Source organism: Paenibacillus sp. FSL H7-0326, assembly GCF_001955535.1.
Lineage (GTDB): Bacteria > Bacillota > Bacilli > Paenibacillales > Paenibacillaceae > Paenibacillus > Paenibacillus shunpengii.
On the sequence record NZ_MPVN01000001.1, the window covers coordinates 2,108,607 to 2,129,615 of the forward strand.

Here is a 21,009-nt window from a genome sequence, read left to right on the forward strand (position 1 = left end):
TAAGAAGTGATGTAAGGAGGTTACCAAATGTTTTACTATGATGTACGTTGCTATAATTGTAAGAATACATTCAGGGTATACGAAGGTTCACAAAAATATAAACAAGCTAAGGAAAGAAAGGATAAGCTTTTTTGTTGCGAAGATTGTGCTGATAAAATACGCATTGAAGCAATCATGAATTTTATGCGCGAAATGAATCGTTAGTAATTTGGAAAAAAAAGAGTCTGGCCAACCGAATTAATCGTTAGCCCAGACTCTTTTTTTTCATTCCATCATTTTAGTTTAAGGGGAATCCTGAAAGCCAGACTACATTTACAGCTGCAGCCCCATCGCTCTGTACATAAAGGCGGCAAATTCACCGCGCGTAACGGTATCCTGTGGTCTATAATTGTCCAGCTCGACCGTTATTCCGTGCTGAGCCAGGATCATAACATCCTCTTTGTGTGCGGTCTTCACATTCGTCATCACTACCGTGTGCGGACTGTTGGACAGCTTGGGCAGATCAAAGGCTCTTACCAATACAGACGCCATCTGTTCTCTCGTCAGTGACTGCCCACCCATAAACAAATCTGATCCGCCTAGGAGAATTCCTTCACGGTATACTGCAGCTATTACCCCCGCATACTCATCCTCGGATGAAATATCCTCAAAGCCATCAAGTAGGGTACCCGCATTGTCCGGAATATTCAGATGCAAGCCCTTTGCTATAATATCAGCTGTTTCCGCACGGCTAATCGGCTCATTCGGCAGAAATTCGGATTGATCCGCATCGATCGCTCCGGCAGCTGCCAATGACATCACAGCAGGGAAATAGGGGCTATTGGGTTTAACATCGGTATAATCTGCAGACTTCTCAATTAATACGGGCTGCTCCCGATGATGGGTTGCCTGTTCGTAATCATATGCCATTGCAATAAGCTCGGCTTCTCCCCACATCTCTCCAAAGAACGCGAGGCCAAAGGGTGAGCCATTCTCGTAATAGCCTGCAGGCACCGTAATTAATGGCAGGCCGCTGATATTAATCTCGGGCACCGTTGTCGCGCCAATATCGCCTTCGCCCAGCTTCGGAATCCGGTTAGACATTTGTGGATACACAAACCCATCCAGATCATGCTCTTCCATGACACTGTCCAAGATTCGCAGATACTCTTCTCTAACTTCATTGAACTCCGTTAAATCTGGCGTCTTCTTCGCGTCGGTAATTGCCGTATCGATATCCTCAAATCTTCCTTCCATAAAACTGAGCGGTCCGCCTTTGACCCAAGGAAGCTCACCGGCTTCTTCAAATACACGCGGAATGGACAAGGAGTCATCTTCGGGATTCAAGTTCTTCAAATAGCTCTCCAGATCGTAGAAGAACGTCTCCATACCGACATTTCCCGTCTTCTTCACATACTCTTTAAATCCTGATCCGGCAAAAGGATCCTCTACTACAACGGCCCCTTCTTTCTCCAGTTCCTTCACGGCTTGCTCATACAGCGCTGCTGTTTCTGCCGACAGCTCACTATCACGCCAGCCCGGTCCATACAGACCTAACCTCTTGCCCTTCAGTGCCTGATCACTCACGGCTGCTGCGTAGCCTTCTTCAGGAATATGGCCAATGGCAGCCTCTGTCTTCTCATCCTTCTCTGAATAACCGGCCATGACATCGAGCATCACTGCCGCATCCAGCACAGTACGGGCATGCGGTCCGAGAACGTCCCGTGTGCTTCCGGCAAGCGGTGTAACTCCCGTTGTCGGAATAAGTCCGAACGAGGGCTTGATACCGACAATCGCCTGCGCTGCCGCCGGATTCTGGATCGAGCCTCCCGTCTCCTCGGCAATTCCAAGGACGGCCAAATTCCCCGAGATCGCCATTGCTGTCCCGCTGCTGCTGCCGCCCGGTGCAATTGAGGGATCAACTGCATTATACGTAGGTCCAGCCCAGCTCGTATTCGCATGCGTTCCTGTTGCGCTGAAGGCCGGAATATTCGTCTTCCCGATGATGATGGCCCCTGCTTCCTTCAGCCGTGACACGACCGGAGCATCCTCAGCAGGCATCAGTTCAATGCCACCCGCTGATTTACTAAGGGGTGCCCAGCCAAATGTGCTTGGGAATCCAGCGACATCCACCGCTTCCTTGATAACAACGGGTATACCCGCAAGCGGACCCAGCTCCGCTCCTTCACCCCGAAGACGGTCAATCTCCTCCGCCTCTTGCAGGGCGTTATCATTCATGAAGGTGAACGCGTTATATGTATCCTCATACTTCTCAATTCGATCCAAATAAGCTTGGACGATCTGCTTAGCTGTATATTTTCCACTGTTGTATCCCTCAGTCAATTCACTGACTGTCATCTCTTCCAATCGAATCTGTTCCTGCGCATGCACGGTTGAAGGCGTTCCCGCCAGCTCAGGTATAGCTCCGATCAACATTCCGGAAATGACGAAGGACATGGTTCTTTTTGCTAGAATGGTCATTCTCATGATCATAACTCCTTTCTCTCTCGTAGTTAGTAACTCTCGAAACCTATTTTATACTTCATTTGCTAGATTTCAATTTTTTGTCATATGATCTGACATTACAATTTTTTATAAGTCTTATGCCTTGTATATCTTCAGCTTCTATTCATTGACTTCGCAGCAATATATATATCTAGATTTTCAACGTTTTTTTTGATAGGTTGAAGTCAAGTATGATGAGGAGGAATGCAGATGCTGCAGCTTATCGCCCAATCTGGATCTGTAGAAGACTATTTATGCGAAACAAAGGAAGTGAATTACTCACATCCTTCCATTCAACAACTGGCAAATGAGTTGTACAGCTCTTCGGTAAGTGAAACCGAATTCGTAAAAATCGCCTTTGAATATGTCCGTGATCAGATTGCTCACTCCTGGGATATTCAGAGCTCACGCATTACGTGTATCGCATCGGATGTATTGCTATATCAGGAAGGTATATGTTATGCCAAGTCCAATTTACTCTGTGCCATATTGCGGTGCAAAGGAATTCCGACAGGATTTTGTTATCAGCGTTTAACGCTTGGAGATACCCCGGAAATGGGGTACTGCATCCATGCATTAAACAGTGTTTATCTTTCGTCCATCGGCAGATGGATCAGACTTGATGCGAGAGGGAATAAGCCGGGTGTGAATGCGAAGTTCTCATTAGATGAAGAGCATCTTGCATTTCAGATACGCGATTACTATGAAGAAATGGATTATCCTGTGATGTACACAGCTCCTCATCCCAAAACAATCGATGTACTACGCCGACATTCCGATTGTATTCAGATGTATCTTCACGGCTTACCGACAGAAATTTAGTTCCATATACAGCAAGAGGTGCATTGATGAGGCAAGATTCGGCAGCAGGATTAGTTCTACATACAATTTATACCCACACATTCAGCACAGAAGAGGACCCTTCTTATACTTCTCAGAAGGGTCCTCTTCGTAATGTATTTATGGCAGAATCCTAGATTTTAAATTGCTGAACCAATTCCTGCAGCTCTTCAGCAAGCTTGGACAAGGAAGCCGAAGCTGCACTGATTTCCTCCATGGATGCCAGCTGTTCTTGTGTTGAGCTTGCCATATCTTCGGATAAGGATGCATTCTCCGTGGACAGCGTCAGCAGGTTCTGAGCGGTAGATGTGACCTGCCCCGCACTTGCTGCAATCTGTTCAGACAGGGTCGCGACCTCTTCTACCTGGACAGGAATTTCCTGAATATTTTGAATGATGGAAGAGAAGGTTTCTGTCGTATTGAAGGAAATGGTGAGTCCACTCTCTACTTTTTCTGCAGCCAGCTTCATGCTCTCCGCTGTGGTCTCCGTTTCCTTAAGGATGTGCCCGATCAGTTCGATAATTTGCTTCGCAGCCTCCTCCGACTGCTTGGCCAGATGACCGACTTCCTCAGCTACCACGGCAAATCCTCTGCCGTGCTCACCCGCTCTTGCCGCCTCAATGGAAGCGTTAAGGGATAGCAGCTTCGTCTGCCCAGCGATACCGCCGATCAGATCGACAATGACAGCGATCTCTTGAGAACGCTGCTGCAGCGATTGCAGCTGTTCATTAGATTTATTCACTGATTTGTATATCGCATTCATCTGATCCATCGTCTTCAGCACGGAATCATTCCCGTCCGCTGCCTGCTCTGCTGCATGCTTCGTCAAATCCGAGACATGAACCGCATTCCCGGCTACCTTCTGAATACCCATGCTGATCTGAGTAAGAGCTTCTACCGTTTGGTTCAACTGATCGTTCTGCGTTTCCGCCCGGCTTGCCACTTCCTGAAGCGAAGAAGCTACATATTCTGAAGCCGTGGCTGTTTGCATTGAGCTTGCGGTAAGCTCCTCTGATGATGCAGCAACATGCTCTGATTTGGAGCCGATTTCCTGGATCAGCGTTCGCAGGTTGTGAGACATTTGATTAAATGAGCCTGCGAGGTCTCCAAGCTCGTCGTTATTTTTCAGCTGAATCTTCTCCGTCAAATCTCCTTCACTAATCCGGGCTGCTGATGTGCGCAGCGCTTGAAGCGGCTTCGTAATAGAGGCAATAAGATAGAATACGAGAGACAAGCCGAGCACAATGGCAACAACAATAACGATACTGGTTGCAATAAGAATAGGCTGGGTAATGCCTTCAATCTCGGTATCAAACACAATACCGCCGACCTTCCAGCCCGTCAGCTCATTCGTGGTGAATTCCATGCGTTTCGAATCCCCTTCATAAGTGAAATCGAACTCACCTTGATCAGATGCGAACATCTGATCAAAGAAATCCTCACCTGCTCTTATACCTAGCTCCATCGTAGGATGAACCACAATATTCCTTTGCTGGTCCAGTACGATCGCATAACCCTCAGTACCGATGTTTACCTGGCCTGCAACTTGGCTCAAATTCTGCAGGTTTATGTCCATGCCGACAACGCCCGAGCCATCCTCGGTCATTTTTGCTACCGCGACGACCAGATTGCCGGTTGCTGCGGATACATAGGGATCGGTAACGACGACCTGTCCCTTGTTCTCCATCGCCTTTTTATACCAAGGTCTCTGCCGTGGATCGTAATCCTCAGTAAGCTGCTTTCTCGGAACCTGAATCATGACACCCTCTTCTGTTCCGACATACATGCTGTCTAAATCTCTATGGAATTGTATGTAGTTATCGAACTCGGCTCTAATATCAGGACTATCGACTCCATCATACCGCGTTGCGTTGACATGGTTGGCGAAGATTACAACATCTTCTCGTTTAGGAGCAATGACATCTGTGATGACTGCATTGATGACGTCCACGCTCTCGCCCGCACTGCGCATGAATTCCTTATCCAGCACATGCTTCGCGGATTGGTACGATAGGGTCCCAATAAGAGAAGATGGGATAATTAGTACGATAAGAAATACGATCATCAGCTTATACTTCACGGTTAATCTCAGCTTGTTTTTGTTGGGCCACTTCAGCTTGCTCTTGTCGAACCACTTTAGCTTCTTACTTAACTTGCTCACTCAAAAAAACCTCCAGTTCATTGGTTAAGCCTTGCTCATTTACTGCATTTTTAATTGCCTATACTCCGCATAAAGTTAAAAGATTTACATTTATTCATCGGTCAAGCGGGATGATTTATTTAACATCACATGTAAAATAATTATTACTGCTGTGTTATATGTCACACTTTTTCTCAAGCAGCAGGCAATAAAAAAAAGCCCAATCCGGACCTTATTCGCAGGATTTATTGGGCTTACGCACATATTTACACTCTTTTCTATCCGTGTCAGATGCCCCATTATCCCTAGCTAGACTAGTGCACTAACGGACTTCATCAACCATCATATCCTAAGGTAGAAAGGGGATGAGAACCTGTGAAGAAGAAAATGCACTATACAAGCACAACCATCAAGAGCAAATGGACCAAGACCAAATGGCTCGACAAAAGCCCTGAAGTACAAGATTATCTTCCAAAAACGATGCCGTTCAGCCGAAGTAATCTGAGCAGCATGCTGTCACAGTACTCGACGGTCTTTTTTAAGCCGGAGAACGGTACTGGAGGCTACAACATTATAAGAATCAAGAAGCGCGATAATGGATACCAGTACCAGCACAACTCGGCCAAGAAGCAATTCACTACGCTTGATAATTTATATAATGAATTAAAAAAACGAAATAACCGTGAGCCGTACCTGCTTCAGCAAGGCATTCAGCTTAAGAAAACCAGCGGCAAACCGTTCGATATTCGGGTGATGGTTCAGAAATCGAGCAGCGGAAGCTGGAAATCATCTGGTATTTTTACCAAGATCGGTACGCCGGGTAAAGTAGCTACCAACTATCAGCAAGGCGGAAGCATCGGATTTATTCGCCCCACCCTATTAAATGCTGGCTTCTCTAACACCACAGCAGAAGAGATTGAAGCAGAACTCAAAAAGCTCGGAAAGTCTGTCGGCAAAGTATTTGATTCCCACAAGAATGGCTTCCATGAGCTGGGTCTCGATGTTGCGCTGGATAAGAATGGCGGGATCTGGATTCTGGAGGTCAACACAAGACCTCAGTTCTATCCGCTGAAGAATATGAAGGATAAGAGTCTATATCAGCACATTCTGACTAACGCCAAGAAATATGGACGTAAGAGATAGTAACAGATTAGAGGATTTAGGCACCTTGTAATTGTCCCAATGCCTGATATTGACGAAGTCCAAAGGAGACGTCCACATGATAGTTCAGCTCGATTTCCCGTTCCGTAAATGCTAAGTGATATGTCACCATATAAGGTGTTTCGATATAGAACAGTGTCAGCTGCAGAGTATCACTGCTCATCCACGAAGCACAAGCTACAACCTCCTGTAAATGAAGGGATAGATCCTTAAGGAATATTCCTTGCTGTGTCACCGGTCTGTTGAGGTCGAAGGCAAGCAGCTGATCCCGCTCATCTCCATATTGCATTTGAAGCTCCAATCTGTCCCCTATGGAACGAAATTGGATCGAGCGCAGTCCTTCAGGATGCTCGTCAAACCTATAACATCTCCCATCTATCTCTCGAATGCCCGTCGGTACCTTCATAGGCTCCACTCGCTCCGGAAGCCTGGAACTTAGGTGAAGCTTCCTCTCCATCTGATTTAACTTATTGTCGTTTTTCACGAAAGGGCTCAGCACATACGTATAGATCAAATCCAGCAGCGTTTGCAGCGGCTCCATGCTCTTGAAGCTGGAATTTACCGCAAGCACAATGCCTGCGGAAGGTGCAACGAAGCACAACTGTCCAAAAGATCCATCTCCTCTATAGCAGCCTTGCCTGCACATATGAAACTGGTATCCATATCCTTGCTGCCAGTCTATCCGATCCTTTCGATCCGCTGTGTCGCTATGCTTCGTCGTCGCCAGTTCAATATATTGTTCGGATACAATGCGCTTGTCTGCATACATTCCTTTATCCAGCAGCATTTGACCGAATCTTGCCACGCTGTCTGTCGTCAGACTGAGCCCCATGCCTCCTGCAGTGATACCCATGGGACAGGTCTCCCATATTGGGCGCGGGATATGCAGCGGATCAAACAATGTCGGCATCAGGAAATCTACCAGATTACGTCCTGTGACACGCTCAAGGATTGCAGAGAGCATATAGGTGGCATGTGTGTTGTACAGATGATGGGTTCCCGGTTCATACTTTACTTCTAAGGAGAGGAAGGCTCTTACCCAGTCCTGCTCCCTGGCGATTTCTGCATAAATATCATCGTGATGCCCCGTGTTCATAGACAGCAGGTGATGAATCGACATCTTGGCCAGGTTAGGAGAGATCACGGGAGGAAGTTTATCAGGAAAAAAGGAAATGACCGGATCATCTAGACGAATGAGCCCTTGATCCCAAGCAATGCCTATCGCGATGGAAGTAAAGCTCTTGCTTAATGAATACAGCAGCTGAGGGCATCCCTTACGATAAGGCTCCCGGTAGATCTCAGCCTTTATCACTCCATCCTTCATAAGCACAAGACTATTTACCTCTAGTTGTAATTCTTCAATTTTGGCCAGCCTTCTCCTTGTTCTCCATCACCCTATACTTCACGATCCTGCTGATTAGGTCATACGGAAGGGGCTGGTCCATTGGAAATTGCACAGAGCCCTTGGCCCCCTTGTACTTCGATAATTCATCCTTAAATACAGCGATACCACTTGCGCCCGGATAAAAACCGATATGATGCTTGAATGCTGAATAGTGAACCAGATTGCCTGCCAGTACAAACGTCGGCATCTGGTAGCTTATCTTCTCCTTCGCCTCAGGTGCAGCTTCTCTAATGACCTGTCTCAACGTCTGTAATTTACTCTGAACCTCAGGCGGGAATTGTGAAATGAAGGTGTCAATTAATTCACTCTCTGATTTATCCGTTGATTGGTTTGTCCCTTCATTATTTTTCATATGCTCGCTCCTTTAACGTTGAGATCTATAAATGATTTGAGTAAGGAATGGTTTACATAGGAACCTTAACAGGTTAATCTTCTATACAATAGCCTCGGCAATGAAATGATATGTGAAATTAATTTATAGCCGATGAGGAGTGATTTTATTGGAATCTGCAAAGTTTAAAACATTCTATAATCTCTCTATAATTTTAGGAGTTATATTAATTGCTAGTGGTCTCATTCTTTTTATACCTAGAAGTGTTAGATCCGATACTCCCGATATTTATTTTTATAATATATATATTTTACGCTATGTACTACCAATTTCGGGAATTCTTCTTATCATCATCGGGTCATCTATGTATTCCATATATCGAACGCTAAAAGAAGAAATAAATGCACTCACAGAGAAACAGAACAGGTTAGAAAAAGAATTAAGGAAATAGAAAGTTAAGCGTACAAGCCAATTCATTAAGTATTAAAAAGAGGGGGTACCCTGCCTCAATATCATTAAGTTCAGACTTCACTCGATGATATTGGGCATCTGCCCCCTCTTTTCTGCATTCAATTTATAATTTTCTTCGAATAAACTTACTTCTCAAACTTAAACCAGCCAAAGTCAAAGTTACTGCCCGGCAGGAAGATGAATGTCACCTTCTGCTTACCTGTTACTGTCTCCAGCTCAAATACCTGTTCTTCGTATCCATTGGACTGCACAAACTCCACAAGCTGATTGCTCTCGCCATCAGGACCCGCAAACCGGATATGAATCGTATTCTTGTCAATAGGTGAGCTGCCGTAGAATACAATTCTTGAAGTACCTTCCACTGTAAAGTCCATATCACTAAATTCCAGTGATACGTTATTACCGATACCCTCTACTTGATCTCCCGAGACTGTGAAGGTGTCACCATAGATGTGATCGCACTGTGCAGCTGCATTCTGCTCGAAGGCTCTATTCTTCTTCTCGAACGTAAAGCCCTTGACGTGAATCTTCTGATTCAGCACGAAATAGATGGACGTGATCCCATTCAAGCGTTTCGACAGGCGGTACGTCTCCTCTTGATACACATTCCATTTGGATTCCTTCTGGTACACTACATCCGCTAGCAGGGTACTGCCTTCTTCCTCCGGCAGGCCCTCCCAGATCTGAATGAAGTATTCCTCATTCGAGAGTGCAAAGATCGGAATCGTCATCGTGTCCGAACCGTAAGCACCAAAGTCGATGTTCTGGAAGCCAACAACGGTCTTCCCGTCGCGGCTCGTAGCGAACCCTTTCTCATTCCCGTTGCTGACATCACCTATCGCATCATCGTACAGACCTCCGGTAATAAAGCCATACGGATCTTTGAAGGCGGTGCCAAGCCCTTCGGCTCTGAATTCCAAGTGGGAGATCAGCTTGGTCTTGTCGGTTCCGTTCTTGCTTGTGGCGCGTACCAGGAATTCACCATCACCAAGTGCGCTGATCGTAGCGGTATGCCCGTCCGCCTCAATCTTCGCGATGTTGGACTCAATACCGGCATCGTTAACGACAGACCACTCAAGATCCGTGTAAGACGTATTCGCCGGATACAGATTCGCTGTCACCGTTAACATGGTATTGGACGGATTCAGCACCTGACCTTTACTACTAATGAGCTCGATTTTGCGCAGCGGAACCTCAGCCGCGCTTCCCATCACAATCGCCATTGCCTCGTTCTTCGTGTTTGCATCGATGCTGCCCAGCTGTGCTTCATCCGCTGCAGGAACAGACTGGAATTCAGCGGATTGTCCTATAAGACCCTCAGAGGTCACCTCAATCTTGATCGCTCCCGGCTCCTTCGTCGCACCAATAATCGCCATCAGCTTGCCGCTGAACAGTCGTTTGCTCTGTCCTTTGTATTGATCATAATCTGTGCTGTCCCCGCTATCCAGACCAATCAGTCGTCCCGCTCCGCTTACGCTGACATTCGCACGATTATTTGCATTCTGTACCACGTTCCCTGCTTCGTCTTCCACATTAATCTCTACGAAAATAAGGTCTGTGCCGTCGGCAATAAGCACGCGCTTATCCGGCAGCAGGCGAATCTTCGCTGCATCCGCATAGGATTTTTGCACATCTGTCGCAATCACATGGCCATTCTCGTCATACGCGATCGCCTTAAGCTCACCTGGCTCGTAAGGCACCTTCCACCAGCCGACCAGCTGCTTACCGTTCTCATGATCAATGTCATATGTTCCGATAGTGCTTCCGTTCAGCTGCAGCTCAATCTTCGGAGCATTGGAGCACACGCGTACATCAATCATTTGACCAGGGCTGAAATCCCAATAAGGGAAAATGTGAACCATTGGTGCTTTCTTGTAATCCGTCCACGCGGATTGATAGATGTAATAGGAATCTTTCTTGAATGTGGCTGTATCCAGCTGTCCAAAATAAGAGTTCTTCGTATGATACGGCGTCGGCTCACCAATATAATCGAAGCCGGTCCACAAGTATTGTCCAAGGGAGTACGGCGTGTCTCTTTCAGCCAAAATACATGCCTCTGCCGACTTCGCTCCCCAGCTGGTCGTACTGTTGCCAAGCGCAGAGCACTGCTCGTCATCGTCGGCCAGGATCGCTTTTTCAAACGGGAAATGATAGATTCCCCGGCTCTGTACGACCGAAGCCGTTTCGCTTCCGTAGATGATCCAGTCCGGATGCTCTGCATGATGCTTGTCATAATACTTCTCCGCATAGTTGTAGCCCGCCACTTTCACGATGTCGGCACATTTCTGCGCATTCTCCCATGGCATGTAGTTAGAGCCGATCGTAACGCGTCCATTCTGCTTCGGATCAAATTCCAGCACATAGTCCATCAGCATTTGAGTCACTTCTTGCCCGCGCTCATCTGCATGTGTATCATAAATCTCGTTCCCGATACTCCACATAATAAGGCTTGGATGATTGCGGTCCCGCATCACCCAGCTCTTCACGTCCGTATGCGCCCATTCCGGGAAGAACCTCGCATAGTCATAAGGCGTCTTGGATCTCTCCCACATATCAAACGCTTCGGAGACAATCAGCATTCCCATCTCATCCGCCAGCTCCATGAACGCCTTCGCCGGCATGTTGTGAGCTGTACGAATCGAGTTCACGCCCATCTCCTTCAGCAGCTCGAATCTTCTGCGCAGGGCAGTCACATTAAATGCAGCTCCGAGAGCTCCCAAGTCATGATGCTCGCACACGCCGTTCAGCTTCATCTTCACACCGTTCAAGCGGAAGCCGTCGTTCGGGTCCATACTGACCGTGCGGAAGCCTATACTCTGAGTCACCTTCTCAACCGTTTCCCCAGCCATCTTCAGTTCAGTGACCAGCTGGTACAGATGCGGCTCATCGGTACTCCACAGTAGAGGATTCTCGGCCGTTATCTGCTGACGGCTTGTCACTGTGGATTCCGTCCCTGCCGTAAGCCGATCTGAGGAAGCAGCGATAACCTTCCCCTGATCCATGATGGTGTGAACAAGCTCACCGTCCTGCTGGATATGTGCATCTGTCTCCACTTCAACCAGCCAGTCCTGTCCCTGCGGAGTCGTAGATACATAGATCCCGTTCGTCACGATATGATCGTTCGCTCTTGTCTTAAGCCATACGTCCCGGTAAATTCCGGCTCCAGAATACCATCTGCTGTTCGGGCTTTGGTGTACGACCTTGACGATAATTTCGTTCTCACCGGGTACCAGTGCCTGCGTGATCTCATGCTCAAAGGCAGAATATCCATACTTCCATTCGCCCACGAGCTGTCCATTTACATAGACAGAGGAATCCATATAAACACCGTCAAAAGCGAGGAGAACCTGCTTCTCACCCTCGTTGTATGTAAATTTCTTGCGGTACCAGCCAATGCTGTTCTCATACAAGTCCAGCGAGTTATAGATTAACCAGTCATGCGGAAGATCCACCGGCTCATAAGAAAGCCCAGCCGCTGCCGCTGTATTCAGTTCACTCGGATCTTGTCCTGCTGCCCCGGCATCCTTTGCTTCAAGGTGCATCTTCGCAAATTCCCAGCCGTCATTAAACAATATTTGTTGATTCATGGGTCACCTCTCACATTTACATATTTGATCATTATGATTGCGTTTACATATATAGGTACTGGCAGGCAAAAAAAAGAAGAAGCAAAAAAGGTTCCGCCTCCGTACCTCATTCACTTCCCCATTGTATCATGAAAACGTTTGATTTCTTACCCGATTTCTTCGCAACAAAAAACCGCAATAATTCGACATTTACTCTATTTCACGAAGCAAATCCCGTGTATCTTCTCCCAGTTCACCAAGCCGCCATATAGCATATTTATGAATCCCCTCACGGCCTGCTTCCTCCATCCAGCCTTGAAGTGTCTCGTGATTGGCGTACCACACCGTATGGGGTGCTCCATCCTCATCCGTGTAATTAAAATACAAGCTGCCGCTCTTCGTATCTCGTTCAGGAGTGATCTCATATCTATCCAGCAAATCAGCAGCTGCCTTCTCCGTAAGAGAGACCGTGCTGCTGCCTTCGGACCAATCAAATCCACCCGCCGAGAAAGCCATGATGGGATCACCTGGTAGATGACTCATCCTCGCAGCAAGCTCCTTAATAAATACCATATCTGCTTTGGGACCTGGACCGCTGTGCCCCCCGTACAAATTGTAGGCCATCATAACATACTCCGGTCCCTCAGGCAGCTTCAGCTCCTCAATAGGTGCCTTGGGTTCAAGTACAATACGCAGAGACACATTCATCTCGTCAAGCTCAAGAGCCAGCTCCTCATAAAACCGGATCATATTCGGCCAATCCTGATCTTTTATCTGCTCGTAATCAATCTCGATTTGATCCAGGCCGTATCGCTCTACGATCTTCGTAATGCTCTCCATATGCCGTGCTCGCGATTCGTTCGTTGAGGTAAGTCGTGTCAGCAGCTCAGGGTCCTTCTGGACCGTACTTCCATCGTCATGAATGATATCATTGACCAGCGTGAGTCCAATCCGTGCATCAGAATCTGCTTCAACACCCGTCAGCTCATGCAGCCGGGGAAGAGCATTCGACATCGTCTCTGTAAAATACAGCTCATCCCGCTCATCAAAATAAGCTGCAAACAGCTGTAAATCAACGGTCCCCTTGTGCAGGGCAGACCAATCCTCAATGCCCGCTTCCCACTGCCAGTCGGTAATCCAGACAGACAGCTCCTGAGCGGGCAGCTCTGAGGCCTGCCCTGGAGCTTTAACTGGAGCCTGAGCATTCTTGTTCTGCAGCAGGAAGAACAGCAGGGCAGCGAGTAATCCGATCACCAGGAGGACAACAAATACAAATGCCGGCTTCCCATACCGTCCACGTCGCCCACGATTTCCAGATTTCCCGCGCTTTCCATAGCTTGTCCTAACCACATCGTATCTCCATTCTATAGCTCGTCATGATTGATCGCAGCTCATCAAAATGTTTCGACAGCCCAATCAATGGCTGAATTGAAAGCATTTCTTACCGTGTAGGATACTCTCTCCCAGCCTGTTGGAATATTGCTGTACAGCTTGGAAGGCTCCTCAGCATCCGGTTCACTTACATATACTTCAATCTCTTTGAAGATCCCATCATAGATCGTGTCCTTCTTGTTCTGCTTGTGATAAGCAGCATAGAGCATGAGCTTACCTTCATCTATGGAAGGATCAACAGGCAGTTGCTTAATCCATTCTGCATCATCAACAGTGACACTAAGCTTGTCCTTCTTCAGCGATATCTGAATTTGACGTTGATCCGCAATATTAATCGGATATTCCTCATCTCCATCCCGATCTCCCGCCGTTGTCTGCTCCTTGGTATACACAGAGGCCTTATCATACGCCAGGTCTTCATGGGACCAGATCACCGGATCCAGCTTCTCTTCATAGATGGTTTCTTCCTCATGACCGGCTGTCTTCTGTACAACACGCAGACTGTTATTTACAAGATCGACCCGCAGGTAACTCCCCTTCTCTTCATCGCTGCGTACATACACTCCCTGACGACCCACTACATTGCCTGCAGCCTGGAAACGAATCGAAACGTCGTTAGAGCCAATCGAATCAAGCAGCGCAAGTCTGCCCATCCCCCCGGCGGGCGAAGTGAGAATGATCTCGCCTTCTTTAAATTCAGCGGCCCCTGTTATTAGACGCCAGTTCTCTGCTTCGCGCTCATCTCCTTGGACGAACTCCAGAGACTGAACCGAATCCTGCACGATCTTCATCAGCAGATGATTGGTCGACCAATAGGGTGCGGGCTGAACCCGGCTTAGATTATACACCTGATCTGCCTGAGTATTCAGCGCATTGCCCTCCCGGTTAAAGTGAAGGTCATACAGCGCTCTGATCTGCTGCTCATTGGCATTCGTCACCAGCCTGTTCATCCCGTTTCCCAGTGCATTGGCGTGCATAATCATATATACGCCGGGAACATAACCAAGCGAATCCGTATATATATTTTTCATCAGATCATAATCGGCCTTAATTCTGGCTTCCATCTGCGTTCGGTCTTCAACAGGGATCATATTCTTGTCCCTTATAAAATCCATCAAGTAATGATTGTAGTATTCGATATCTGATTTATCAGACAGCTCGCTCTCATCCTTCTCTCCGATGAACCGGCCTTCCTCATCAAATACGTTAATATAACTCAGCCGGTAGCCGTTTGACCCCAGTTCCCAATATCCCGTCTCCGTCATCTTCAGCATTTCCTTCGGTTGAACAAATTTCCGTTCGCTGTTGCCGACCTTGTTGGCATAGGAGAGAAACGTTGCCTTGTAATTAAACCTCTCTAGCAGAGGCTGAGCGAATAAGCTGGAATCGTTCCGACCATCTTCGAAGGACAGAAACAGCGCCTTCTCCGGCAGAGACTTCCCTTCATGGTAATAATCAAGGATGTCCTGCTGCGATATCGTTACATACCCCTGATGATACAGTGCCTCCAGCTGATCCTTCAGCTGATCCTTATCCACAAGCTTGGATGTACCTGATCGTCCGACTCCAAAATAGGATATCGCTATAAAACCGTCAGTCCCCGTCCAAGCAGCCCGGTCAGGCTCCTCGTACTTATCCATATTAAACAACGTTTTTATGAGCAGCAGGGCCAATAGAATTAGAACAATGAACTGGATAATCGACTTGCGCAGCTTCCGTGCATTCTTCCGGTGAACATCCATAGCGGCAGTCTTATGCTTATTGATCATCTAGGCCTGCCATCCTTTTTTCATTTTTCGTTTGTTCTTGCGCTCTTCCTTCTTCTTCCTTGCCTCAATGTCCTGTGGTGTCTCCCGCGTACCCCAAGTGGACTTCCAGAAGGTGAACCAGGCCACAGGCATCTGCCACAAGAGAATGAACTCATAGAATACGCAGAACACAAATCCGAACACCCACAGCTTGCTCTTCCTGAACAAGAGGTGTGCAAGACTCATCAGCAGTGCCATCATGAACAGTCCCATCAGGAAGGTAAAAGGAAAGACATGATGAACAACCGGTACATAGACGAGGTTATAGAGAACGATAACAGGCGCCGCAATCGGAACAATGACTCCAATATAAAAGAATAATGCCATGAACGGTTCCTTGCGCCATATAAAGGTTCCTGCACGCAAGGACTCACGCAGCCACGAGCGCTTCCATCGCATCTGCTGCTTCAGGAAGACATCCATTTTAGACGGAACGATCGTCGAGCATATGGCCGTATCCTGATAACCTGTTCGATGGGTTTTTAGAATATAGTTCGTCATGCTTCGATCATCGCCAAAGGTCGCAGGCTGCCCCAGGAACTTCTGTGTCAGCCAAGCATCCGCGTGCTGTAGCACCAATTCCTTGCGATAGCAGGACAACGGACCGGACAAGCAGGTTACACTATCGAACCAGGATTCCGCTGCCTTCATAATACGAAAAGCGATAAAATAGCGAACGGTCTGCAGCTTGGTGATCGTGTTCGTATACGTATTCTCCACATCCGTTCGACCAGCAACGCCGCCCATCTTCGGATCCTGGAAAGGCTGCACCAGATGGCGAATAGCCGTTGGCTCAAGAAAGCTGTCCGAGTCAACAAAGACGACAAGGTTATGCTTCGCCATCTTTACTCCTCTGACCAGAGCTTCCCGCTTGCCCCCATTCTCTTCAAGCACGACATAAGAGAGTCTCTCTGCGGTCCCATACCGTTCCGCCTCTTGATGGATCATCTCAATGGTCTCCTGGATGCGTTCTACCGACCGATCGGTAGAGCGGTCATCTACCACAATGACCTCCAGCTTGTTCACCGGGTAATCCTGATTGATACAGCTAAGGATCGTTCGATGAATCCATTCCTCTTCATTGAAGCATGGGATAATAATAGACACACCCGGCGTATACAGCGGGTCCACCTTGACATCCCTGTACATCGCGCCGAACAAGTACCGGGTCAGCAAGAAGGCTGCCGCAATCAGACTATATAAATAAAGAACTATATTATATTTGAAATAGATGATACTCTCTGCGCGCATCAGCATGATCAGCAGCACCGCGAATAGGAGGATGGCACTGGCTGAATAGACAGAGTATCCCCAGCGCTTTTTCTGAAGATAAGAGGTCAGCGGCTTCTCAAAATCAAAGGCGATCTGCACACTGCCTTCTGAATCCTCGGTTTGCTCCTGTGTGACAATACGGACCACCTTGGCATCCATATTGACTGTCGATTCGAACCCCTCCGGCATAGCTCCCGGCGGGATCTTGAATCTGGCATTCACTCGGCTCCCCACCTGTAAATGATGCTTCGGATGGGACAGCTTCATTAACAGTCCGGTCGACGAAATATCGATTGACTTGCCTCTAACCGCATGCCTGCTCTTTCGGCCTTTTGGTGTGACGTTCACTTCAAATTCGGCCAAATAACGCAGGCTGAGCTTACGCAGCCGGTTAATGTAATCAACATCTATTCCTTCCGTTCCCTCAGCCGCCGCAATACCTCTCCGATCTGTTGAGCCCCGAACCTTCTCAGGATCCGGCACATAGGACAGCTTCCGCCTGTCTGGGCGGGTCTTGGTCAGCTTTTCTCTTGTCAGCTTTTCTTTTTCCTCTTTGATCCTGTCTTTTCTACTTATCATAAAGAAGCTCCTATCTGTGGACTACAAGCTCCAGTAGAGAAATCCGCTCTGCTCATACATGTGTCTGTCATATATCCCCTTGATATCAAACATGATCTTCGGCTGTGTATGGCTGTATAGCTGCTGCACCTGGTTGAAGCTCATTGCTCTAAAAGATTCGTGGGCTACAGCTACCACTGCGATGTTTAAATCTACTAGATGCGCAGGATCGGTAAGCTCCACTCCGTATTCCTGATAGGCAGTAGCCGCATCGACATACGGATCGGCTACCAGCGGGGTAATCCCATATTCGCTTAGCTCATTCAGGATATCCATCACCTTGGAATTGCGGATATCACTGCAATTCTCTTTGAAAGCAAGTCCGAATATGCCGATGCGCGTATTTCTCAAGTCCATCTGCTGCTTGACCATCATCTTGATCATATTCTGGGCAATATACTTGCCCATCCCGTCATTAATCTGCCGTCCGGCCAAAATAATTCGCGAATGATAGCCGCTGTCTTCCGCTTTGTATGTCAAATAATAAGGGTCAATACTGATACAATGGCCGCCGACCAGGCCCGGACGAAACGGGAGAAAATTCCACTTGGTCCCTGCGGCTCTGAGAACGGCATTCGTATCGATATCCATCTCATGAAACAGCATGGACAGCTCGTTCATGAAGGCAATATTAATATCCCGCTGTGCATTTTCGATGACCTTCGCTGCCTCGGCTACCTTGATGCTCTCGGCACGATGAACCCCGGCCTCGACGATCAGCTCATACAGGCTGGCCACGGTCTCCAGTGCCTCCTCATCATTGCCGGATACAATCTTCATAATGTTCTCCAGCCGGTGGACTTTATCTCCCGGATTAATCCGCTCCGGTGAATATCCCACCTTGAAATCCCTTCCGCACGTTAGTCCCGAAGCTTCCTCGAGAATGGGTATGCATACCTCTTCCGTGACCCCGGGATACACCGTAGATTCATAGACAACGAGCGAGCCTGGTGTCAACCGCTCAGCTACAAGCCGGCTGGCCTTCTGCACCGCCTCCAGGTCAGGGACGTTGCCGCTCTTGACGGGTGTTGGCACGGCAACAATATAGCAGCGCACCCCGGCAAGCTGGTCTCTATCTGACGTAAAGTCCACGCCGCAATGCCGCACGGCTTCATCCCCGATCTCACCGGTCAGGTCCATTCCATCCTGATAGGCTTTTATTTTTTGACGATTCACATCAAATCCAATAACATTCAACTTTCTGGCAAAAGCAGCTGCAATTGGCAGCCCGACATAACCAAGTCCAATCACTGCGAGCTTCTCGTTCCCAGCAGCCAGTTCCTCAAACAATCCCATTATTTTACCTCATCACTGTTTATCCATGTTTTGTTCTGTTCCATTAAATCTACCAAGCTGACAAATGTGTACCCTTTGGCTCGCAGCTGATCAATAATCCTTGGAAGAGCTTCGACAGAGTGAATACCATCGAGAATGTGAAGCAGAATAATGCTGCCATTTTCCGTTTGGTCCATAACCATATTCACAATGTCGTCAGCAGAATGGGATACGTCCCAATCCATTGCTGTCACATCATACATCGCAATGTGCTCATATCCCGTCGCAGCAATCACCTTGGCACTCTGAGCATCAATCGCTCCCGTAGGCGGCCGGAAGAGCATCAGCGGCTGCTGTTGAATCGCTTCCGTCATCACTTCATGAGCTGTCACGATTTCCTTCTGCAATTCCTCTGCTGTCAGCGAGGTAACAACCGGATGGGTATACGTATGATTGGCAACATCATGTCCCTCTTCAATGATTGCACGAGCCAGATTGGGATTATCTACTACGCCTCTGGCTCGAAGAAAAAAGGTAGCATGTACTTTTTTCTCGGCCAGGATATCCAGAAATTGGGTTACTGTCTTGTCGGTTGCCCAGTCATCCAGTGTCAGAGCCACCTGCTTCTTGTTGGTCTTGACCTTATATATCAGCTCGTATTCGGCATTCTCGTAATCCGGATTGATCTTAACTGCATCATAGCCGGGTATCTCCTCAAGCGGCTTACGGACTCCGCCATTCTCTGCCAGTTCTCTAAGTGGAATCAACTTGTAGCCGATATCCTCCGCTGCTGCCGCAATATACTTAATCGATTCAACAATCTCAGGATTAATATCGGTATTTAAAGAAATAATCCCGCCTCGATGAATATAACGCTCTACATATTCACCAATCTCCTCTGCGCTCTTCATATCCCGATCCTTCGGATTAATACTGTAGCTTACCACTGCCTTCATCCCCAGATGAGCCGCAGCCAGAGCGAGATCGTCAGGAACATCTCCGGATCTGGTACGAACGTAGACGGGCTCAGCACCCGTGTGCTCCTTAATCACCTCATTCGCGAGCTTAACCTCCTGATAAATATCGTTGTAATTCATATCGGTGATATCTAGCTGATTCAGCAGATTATTCTCAATTTCATGTCCCCTGTCCAAGATCGACTGTGCAATGTCCGGCTCCTCTGCTACCCGCATGCCGGGCAGGAAGAAGGTAGCCTTAATCTTGTACTTGTCCAGCTCATCCAGCAGGCGATCCATCGTTTCCCTGTCACCCATTCCATTAAAGGTCAGTGAGAGCTCTCTGCGTCCTGTATATACATAGGGAATCTCCTGACTCTTCTCTCCTTCATAACGCTGCACGACAGGATCCGGATCTACATTCGGATCGTTCGTAATCGTCTCTGCCTCGTTCGCAGCACTGCATCCTGTCAGCAGAACCAGCAGGGACAGAATGATCAGTCCGACCTGCCTGTAATATTTAGCTGTACTTGGCATCTTGCTTTGCTCCTTTTCATTATTCGACACGCTTGTCTAGCATATATAGAATACAATTACCCACTTACATTTCCATGAAATTCTATTCTTCTATTAACCAGACTTGAAGCCTATGCTTACTTGCTAACTAAGTACATTGGATTAATTATTTTCTAAAAAATGCCACTACTTCAGAACTATTATAAAACAAAATCACGCATGATATATTAACAATTTTGCGATTTTTGGACATGAAATTAGTGGATTCATCATTATTTTTGTCACCTGTAATATATTAACATTTTAATATTAATATAATTAGTCCTTTATTTTAATATTGCGATGATGTTCGTTCTATACAGTAGGCATATTCTGATCTCAATGGATGGACAACAGGGAGGACTAGAGATGATGGTAGATCAAATTTTGAGAGAAGTACTTGATAGAAGATCTCAGGAAATTGTGGAGATTTGTGAAAGGGAGCATCTCGAGCTCTATAAGCTTTTTAGCGAAACACTGGAAAATATGAGGGAGCACATGCCCGAGCATTTATATCATAAAACAGGACTGCTGGAGGATCTCTTTCTTCACAGCAATATTCAGCTGATTAAGACTGCGCACAAGCTTGGTTATCAAGATGCGCAGTCGCTCAAACAATGGAATGATCATCTTGATTCTACTGCTATATAAAAAGAGCCGATACACGTGATCTGGAAGCTACGCAGCCCAAAAGCTATTGTGAATGCTCCTCTCGAAGTGCTCCGTTCGATATGA

General features: G+C 47.3%; 14 protein-coding genes. 4 read left to right on the plus strand and 10 right to left on the minus strand.

What is annotated here, in order from left to right; translation table 11 throughout:
* Positions 1–27 precede the first annotated feature (27 nt).
* Positions 28–204, plus strand: a complete 177-nt coding sequence (locus BK126_RS29825; protein ID WP_076312390.1) for a DUF2197 domain-containing protein — start codon at positions 28–30, stop codon at positions 202–204.
* A 108-nt stretch (positions 205–312) separates the two neighbouring features.
* Here the strand turns inward: BK126_RS29825 and BK126_RS10080 are convergent, their stop codons facing one another.
* Positions 313–2,466 (minus strand): amidase family protein, encoded by a 2,154-nt coding sequence (locus BK126_RS10080; RefSeq protein WP_076312391.1) that lies wholly within the window; start codon positions 2,464–2,466, stop codon positions 313–315.
* Positions 2,467–2,697: 231 nt separating this feature from the next.
* On the opposite strand from BK126_RS10080, the gene BK126_RS10085 reads away from it, so the two are divergent.
* Positions 2,698–3,306: a transglutaminase-like domain-containing protein gene (locus tag BK126_RS10085; RefSeq protein WP_179085538.1), complete on the plus strand. Its 609-nt coding sequence runs from the start codon at positions 2,698–2,700 to the stop codon at positions 3,304–3,306.
* A 151-nt stretch (positions 3,307–3,457) separates the two neighbouring features.
* Here BK126_RS10085 and BK126_RS10090 read toward each other — a convergent pair whose 3' ends face one another.
* Positions 3,458–5,485, minus strand: a complete 2,028-nt coding sequence (locus tag BK126_RS10090) for a methyl-accepting chemotaxis protein (RefSeq protein ID WP_083655795.1) — start codon at positions 5,483–5,485, stop codon at positions 3,458–3,460.
* Between the two features lie 354 nt (positions 5,486–5,839).
* Between BK126_RS10090 and BK126_RS10095 the strand changes: the two genes are divergently transcribed.
* Complete coding sequence (locus BK126_RS10095; protein WP_256702768.1) at positions 5,840–6,607, plus strand: YheC/YheD family protein; 768 nt, start codon at positions 5,840–5,842, stop codon at positions 6,605–6,607.
* Positions 6,608–6,623: 16 nt separating this feature from the next.
* Here the strand turns inward: BK126_RS10095 and BK126_RS10100 are convergent, their stop codons facing one another.
* The 8 genes from BK126_RS10100 to BK126_RS10140 all read right to left on the minus strand — a co-directional run bounded on the left by BK126_RS10100 (position 6,624) and on the right by BK126_RS10140 (position 20,256).
* Positions 6,624–7,949: a serine hydrolase domain-containing protein gene (locus BK126_RS10100; RefSeq protein ID WP_143757720.1), complete on the minus strand. Its 1,326-nt coding sequence runs from the start codon at positions 7,947–7,949 to the stop codon at positions 6,624–6,626.
* Between the two features lie 34 nt (positions 7,950–7,983).
* Positions 7,984–8,382 carry an iron chaperone gene (locus BK126_RS10105; protein ID WP_076312394.1) on the minus strand — a complete coding sequence of 133 codons (399 nt, stop codon included), beginning with the start codon at positions 8,380–8,382 and terminating at the stop codon, positions 7,984–7,986.
* Positions 8,383–8,957: 575 nt separating this feature from the next.
* Positions 8,958–12,419, minus strand: coding sequence for a glycoside hydrolase family 2 (locus BK126_RS10115; protein ID WP_076312396.1), 3,462 nt, complete (start codon positions 12,417–12,419; stop codon positions 8,958–8,960).
* Between the two features lie 189 nt (positions 12,420–12,608).
* Complete coding sequence (locus BK126_RS10120; RefSeq protein ID WP_256702770.1) at positions 12,609–13,748, minus strand: glycosyl hydrolase family 18 protein; 1,140 nt, start codon at positions 13,746–13,748, stop codon at positions 12,609–12,611.
* Positions 13,749–13,792: 44 nt separating this feature from the next.
* Positions 13,793–15,559 carry a polysaccharide deacetylase family protein gene (locus BK126_RS10125; protein WP_076312397.1) on the minus strand — a complete coding sequence of 589 codons (1,767 nt, stop codon included), beginning with the start codon at positions 15,557–15,559 and terminating at the stop codon, positions 13,793–13,795.
* Entirely contained in the window at positions 15,560–17,449 is a 1,890-nt protein-coding gene (locus tag BK126_RS10130) for a glycosyltransferase (protein ID WP_076312398.1), read from the minus strand.
* 21 nt (positions 17,450–17,470) lie between these two features.
* Entirely contained in the window at positions 17,471–18,784 is a 1,314-nt protein-coding gene (locus tag BK126_RS10135) for a nucleotide sugar dehydrogenase (protein WP_076312399.1), read from the minus strand.
* Positions 18,784–20,256, minus strand: coding sequence for a polysaccharide deacetylase family protein (locus BK126_RS10140; protein WP_076312400.1), 1,473 nt, complete (start codon positions 20,254–20,256; stop codon positions 18,784–18,786). The genes BK126_RS10135 and BK126_RS10140 overlap by 1 nt, the downstream gene beginning before the upstream one ends.
* A gap of 387 nt (positions 20,257–20,643) precedes the next feature.
* Between BK126_RS10140 and BK126_RS10145 the strand changes: the two genes are divergently transcribed.
* Positions 20,644–20,925 carry a hypothetical protein gene (locus BK126_RS10145; RefSeq protein ID WP_076312401.1) on the plus strand — a complete coding sequence of 94 codons (282 nt, stop codon included), beginning with the start codon at positions 20,644–20,646 and terminating at the stop codon, positions 20,923–20,925.
* Positions 20,926–21,009: the final 84 nt, after the last annotated feature.